This is a genomic window from Streptomyces sp. NPDC054840 (genome assembly GCF_053611065.1).
In genome coordinates, this window is record NZ_JBSGZP010000461.1 from 1 (window position 1) to 6,028 (window position 6,028).

General features: G+C 72.0%; 4 protein-coding genes. 1 reads left to right on the plus strand and 3 read right to left on the minus strand.

All coding sequences use genetic code 11. The annotated features are described in order from the left end of the window. Positions 1 to 484: hypothetical protein (locus tag ACWGIU_RS26860; protein WP_453709919.1), on the minus strand; the 484-nt coding region annotated here is incomplete at its 3' end. 364 nt (positions 485 to 848) lie between these two features. Here ACWGIU_RS26860 and ACWGIU_RS26865 point away from each other — a divergent pair. Beyond that, positions 849 to 1,511: a class F sortase gene (locus ACWGIU_RS26865; RefSeq protein WP_453709921.1), complete on the plus strand. Its 663-nt coding sequence runs from the start codon at positions 849 to 851 to the stop codon at positions 1,509 to 1,511. Between the two features lie 85 nt (positions 1,512 to 1,596). Here the strand turns inward: ACWGIU_RS26865 and ACWGIU_RS26870 are convergent, their stop codons facing one another. Then, the gene (locus ACWGIU_RS26870) at positions 1,597 to 2,490 is read right to left on the minus strand and encodes a polysaccharide deacetylase family protein (protein WP_453709923.1); all 894 of its coding nucleotides are present in this window, start codon (positions 2,488 to 2,490) and stop codon (positions 1,597 to 1,599) included. A gap of 142 nt (positions 2,491 to 2,632) precedes the next feature. Beyond that, positions 2,633 to 5,953: a bifunctional lysylphosphatidylglycerol synthetase/lysine--tRNA ligase LysX gene (gene lysX / locus ACWGIU_RS26875; protein WP_453709925.1), complete on the minus strand. Its 3,321-nt coding sequence runs from the start codon at positions 5,951 to 5,953 to the stop codon at positions 2,633 to 2,635. Positions 5,954 to 6,028: the final 75 nt, after the last annotated feature.

Consider the following 6,028-nt stretch of genomic DNA (forward strand, 5'->3'; position numbering starts at 1 on the left):
CCACGTGGGCGCCGGCGCCCAGGGCCGCGGCACCGACGAGGCCCGCGCCGATGGCGGTCTCGGCGGCGGACGGGCCGAAGGATCCGCCGATACCGCCCTGCGAGGGGTTGCCCTCGAGGATCGTGAAGCGGTGCGTGGCGACCAGGTTGCTGTCGTTGCACTTGACCGACAGCGTGTGGTGGCCCGGCGAGGCGTGGTTGAAGATCCGGACGGTCGCGAAACCGATCGACCCGGCGGACAGGTTGGCCGGCGGAAAGTTGCCGGGCGAGGCGACGGTACCGCCGTGTCCGCAGCCCGCCGCGCTCACCTGCATCGTGGATCCCTGGTGCACGGAGTACGGGTTGACGGAGATGTTGCTGGGGCCGTTCCCACCCCCGTTCCCACCCCGACCCCCGGGATCCTGGTTCGCGGAGGCGAATGGGGCACTGAGGCCGATCGCGGCGCAGGCTGCCGCCGCCACGGTAAGAGCGCGCACAACACGCATGGTGGAACCTCCAGGGGAAAGCGCCCCGGAGCGTCGGCCCCGGATGATCGACGAGAACGCCTCCCACGTCGAACCCTCAGGTCGTCCCGCAACCTCCGCATTTCCGGCTTTGGGCCGCCCGGTTGAGCGACACGCCGAAGCACGGCCGACGCGGCTGACGGATCCGCAGGTCACGACCCGTCAGGCATTTATGTGACGATTACCTGGATGGGCGCACCCCTTCCGGCTCCCTCCGGGTGGCGGCCACCCGTTCGCCCTTCCCCCCTCGCCGTCCTGCCGACTCGGCCTTAGCGTGCGTGAAGTAGGGCGTACAGGGGCGGGACAGGAACGCGGGCCGGGACCCCCGCGTCGGGAAGGGAGAGCGATGGGCGAGGACGAGACCGGGCAGAAACGCAGACGCTCACCGTGGGGCGCACTCGCCCTGGTCATGCTCACCGGCCTCGCCATGGTGCGCAACGGTGTGAACGTCGGCGACGGGCCGCCGCAGCCCACCGCGGCCTCGGCCGTCGCGGTGACGGCCGACCAGTTGCCGGCGAATCCGCCCACACCCCCGGCGGACATGGAAGTGCTGGAGCACTCGTCGGTCCAGCGCATCCGGATTCCCACGATCAGCGTGGACGCGCCGGTGATGACGGTCGGGCTGGACGCGGAGGGCTGGATCGACGCGCCGCCCCCGCAGGACCGCAATCTCGCCGGCTGGTACCTCAACGGCATCTCGCCGGGCCAGAGGGGCTCGGCGGTGATCGTCGGCCACGTGGACAACGCGCAGGGTCCCGCGGTCTTCTACGGCCTCGGCTCGGTCAAGCCGGGCAACCGCATCGAGGTGGAGCGCTACGACGGCCGCACGGCGGTGTTCGAGGTCTACGGCGTGGAGGTGTTCTCCAAGGAGGCCTTCCCCGGGGCCCGGGTGTACGGGGACACCGGGCACCCGGAGCTCCGGGTGATCACCTGCGGCGGCGGATACTCGAAGACGCGCGGCTACGACGGCAACGTGGTCGTCTTCGCCCGCATGGTGGAGGCACGCTAGGCCGTCTTTCCGGATCTTGTCGGCCCGGTAGGATCCGGAAGAGACGGCCTGAACCCGGGAGCATCCGCCGCGGCCGGCTCCCGGTTCAGCGGGGCGGCAGCACCGGGAGGGTCATCCGGTAGCCCCGGGCGAGCAGTTGGGGGAGGTACGAGGAGATCGCCTGGACGCTCTGCGACCGGTTGCCGCCTGCGTCGTGCGAGAGAACGATCACGCCGGGGGCCGCGGCGCCCAGTACCCGGGAGATGATCGTCGGTGTCCCCGGTTCCTTCCAGTCCAGGGTGTCCACGGTCCAGGCGAGCGGCTCCATGCCGAGCTCGGCCCCGATCTCGAAGGCGGCCCGGTTCCAGGCTCCGTAAGGGGCCCGGAACCACAGCGGCGCCTCGCCGACGGTCTGCTGCACGACCTCGCTCGTGCGGCCGATCTCGGAGGCGAGGGCGGGCCGGCTGAGCTGGGGGATGAGCGGGTGGGTCCAGGTGTGGTTGCCGATGACGTGGCCTTCGTCGACCATCCGACGCAGCAGGTTCCGGTTCTCGGTGGCCATCTCCCCGCAGACGAAGAACATGGCGCGCACTCCGTATCGGGCGAGGGTGTCGAGGATGGCCGGGGTGTAGCGGGGATCCGGGCCGTCGTCGAAGGTGAGCACCATGCCGTCCGACGCGGCGGCGCCGGCGGGGAGTTCCAGGATCGGCCGGGTCCGTACGGCCGGCTTCACGGCTGCCGCGCGCACCGGCGCGTCGGCGGTCATCGGCTGGAGCCGGTACGACTTCTCGGGCAGCGCCCGCACCCGCAGCCCCGGCGCACCCGCCACGGGCGGCGCCCCCGGCCCGGTCGGTGCCCCGGACCCGCCCGGTACCGGGCCGGGGGTACCGGTACCGCTCTCACCGCTCACGCTGACCAGTCCGGAGGCGGCCGCGACCCCGAGGAGGACGGCGGTACGCAGGACCGTGCGCCGCCCTACTGTCGGCTCGTCATTTTTCATTATTACTACGTATCAACGACATCGCCGAAGTTGTCGAGAGGCGCGGAGGCACCCTCTTCCCCTCACCCGGTCGGCTCACCCCCCGCAGTTGCTCACGCGGCCGTACCGGCGGCGAGGCCGCCCGCCCCGTCCTGCGGCCCGGTCAGCCGCGGCGGACCAGGGGGAAGGGGAGGGTCTCGCGGATCGTCAGGCCCGTGAGGAACATGACGAGGCGGTCCACGCCGATGCCGAGGCCGCCCGTGGGCGGCATCGCGTACTCCAGGGCGTCCAGGAAGTCGTTGTCGAGCTCCATCGCCTCCGGGTCGCCGCCCGCCGCGAGCAGGGACTGGGCTGTGAGCCGACGGCGCTGTTCCACCGGGTCGGTCAGCTCCGAGTAGGCCGTGCCCAGTTCGGTGCCGAAGGCGACCAGGTCCCAGCGTTCGGCGAGCCGGGGGTCCGTGCGGTGCTGGCGGGTGAGCGGGGAGACGTCGGTGGGGAAGTCCTTGTAGAAGGTGGGCAGCTGGGTGCGCTCCTCGACGAGGCGCTCGTACATCTCCAGCACCACGTCGCCGCGGGTGTCCTCGGGGGCGTGCGGGACCGACGCCCGGTCGCACAGCCGGCGCAGCACGTGTTCCTCGGTGTCGGCATCGACCTCCTCGCCGAGGGCCTCGCTGATGGCCCCGTACATGGTCTTGACCGGCCAGCTTCCGGAGATGTCGTGGACGACGAGCTTCCCGTCCGGTCCCGCCTTGTGGGCGACGGGCGAGCCGAAGGCGGCGGTGGCCGCGCCCTGGATCAGGTCGCGGGTGAGGTCGAGCATCACGTCGTAGTCGGCGAAGGCCTGGTAGGCCTCCAGCATCGTGAACTCGGGGTTGTGCTTGTAGGAGACGCCCTCGTTGCGGAAGGTGCGGCCCATCTCGAAGACCTTCTCCATACCGCCGACGCAGAGCCGCTTGAGGTAGAGCTCTGGGGCGATGCGCAGGTACAGGTCGAGGTCGTAGGCGTTGATGTGGGTGCGGAAGGGACGGGCGTTGGCGCCGCCGTGGATCTGCTGGAGCATCGGGGTCTCGACCTCCAGGTAGCCGCGGTCGAGGAGCCCTTGGCGCAGTGCCTGGACCGCGCTGGAGCGGGCCCGTACGACGTCCCGGGCCTCGGGGCTCGCGACGAGGTCGAGGTAGCGGCGCCGGACCCGGGCCTCGGGGTCGGCGAGGCCCTTGCGCTTGTCGGGGAGGGGGCGCAGGCACTTGCCGGTGAGCTGCCAGGACCGGACCACCAGGGACAGCTCGCCCGCCTTGCTGGCGCCGGTCTCGCCACTGACGAGGACGTGGTCGCCGAAGTCGACCTGGGAGGTGAAGGAGTCCAGTACGTCGGCCCCCGCCTCGTCGCGGGTGAGCATGAGCTGTATGTCCCCGGACCAGTCGCGCAGGACGGCGAAGACCACGCCGCCGAGGTCGCGTACCAGCATCACGCGCCCGGCGAGGGTGGCCTGTTCGCCCGTCCGGGCGCCGGGCGGGACGGCGGGGTGGCCGGGGGATCCCTGGTGGGTGGCCTTCAGTTCCGCGACGGTGTGGGTGCGCGGGCGGATCCCCACCGGGTAGGGGTCGGTGCCGGCCGCCCGGAGGCGGTCCAGCTTGGCGTGGCGGACGCGGACCTGTTCGGGCAGCCGCTCGGCCGGGGCGCCCGTGCCCTCCTGCCCGGCCACGTCCAGGCCGAGGGCGTCGATTGAGGGCAGTCCCTCGGTGGTGACGGGGGCGGTCAGACCCTTGGGGCGGCCGTTGCCCCACAGCGTGCGCAGGCTGGGTACGGAGACGAAGCCCTCGGCGATGCCGGAGGCGAGGCTGACCCGGGCGAGCGAGCCGGCGTCCTGGTAGCAGAGGAAGCGCGGGTACCACTCGGGGCCGTACTTGACGTTCGAGCGGTACAGCGCCTCCAGCTGCCACCAGCGGGAGAAGAAGAGGAGCAGTTTGCGCCACAGCTTCAGGACGGGGCCGGCGCCGATCCGGCCGCCCTCCTCGAAGGCGGAGCGGAAGACGGCGAAGTTGAGGGAGATCCGGCGTACGCCGAGACCCGGCGCGGCGGCGCAGAGCTGCGCCACCATGAACTCCATGATCCCGTTGGGGGCGATGCGGTCGCGGCGCATCAGGTCGAGGGAGATGCCGTCCTTGCCCCAGGGGACGAAGGAGAGCAGGGCGATCAGCTCGCCCTTGTCGTCGAAGGCCTCGACCAGCAGGCAGTCCCCGTCGGCGCGGTCGCCGAGCCGGTCCAGGGCCATGGAGAAGCCGCGCTCGGTCTCGGTGTCGCGCCATGTGTCGGCGCTTTCCACGATCATCTGCATCTCGTCCTCGGAGAGGGCGGAGTGGCGGCGGATGACGGTGGTGGCGCCGGTGCGCCGGACCCGGTTGACGGCCTGGCGGGTGACGCGCATCTCGCGGCCGTCGAGGTCGAAGTGGGCCACGTGGAGGATGGCCTCGTCACCGAGTTGCAGGGCGCTGAGCCCGGAGCGGCCGTAGGCGGTGGCGCCGTCCTCGGAGGCGCCCATCACGGCGGGCTGCCAGCCGTAGCGGCGGGCCACGGCGAGCCAGGCGTCGATGGCGGCGGTCCAGGAGGCGGGGTCGCCGACCGGGTCCCCGCTGGCGAGGCAGACGCCGGCCTCGACGCGGTAGGTGACGCCGGCCTTGCCGTTGGGGGCGAAGACGACCGCCTTGTCGCGCCGGGTGGCGAAGTAGCCGAGGGAGTCGTTGCGTCCGTAGGCGCCGAGGAGTGCCCGGATACGGGGCTCCTCGTCGCCGTGCAGGGCGGCGGTCAGGCGCTGGGATCGGAAGAGGGTCATGGCCGCGTTCAGCAGGGCGACGGCGCCGAAGAGGCCGAGCAGGAAGGACAGCGGGCGGGGTGGGTGGCCGTCGAACTCCCGGGCGGAGAAGAGGCCGCCGAAGACCTCCTTGGCGGCCCAGTCCAGCCACTGACCCGGGGGCAGGGTGCCGGGGAAGAGGGCGACGAGCGCCCAGCCCGCGAGTACGGCGGCGAGCAGGCCGAGGCCGAGCACGAGCAGGGCGTGCCACAGGGCCCCGGGGCGCGAGGCGGCGTAGAACTCGTCGCGGGCGGCGATCAGTACGGCCAGTGCGGCGACGGCGACGACCATGGAGGGGACGCCGATCCAGTACGCGCCGACGGCCATCTCCAGCACGTCGTCGACGATCAGCAGGGCCAAATAGGTGATGACGATCCACCAGGCGACCTTCTTGCGGGTGCCGAGGGCCGCGGCGAGGAGGAAGAGGAAGACGGCGTAGGCGAGGTTCGCGCTGACCGGGACGACGATCAGGTCGAGGAACCGCACGACGTGCCGCAGGAGCCGCCGCAACGTGGGAGAGAGAGCGAGCAGGGCGCACAGCAGGCCGAGCGCTCCGAAGAACGCGCCGAACCCGTCGGGTACCCGGTTCAGGAAGCGGTTCCGGGTTCCGTGCTTCTCCTCCACGGTGGCAGTCATGGTTCGCACTGTAGGGAGGGCGGCGCCGGTGCGCGCGCCGAGCGGGAGGGGAGCTCCCCGGGCCGGGCCCCGGGG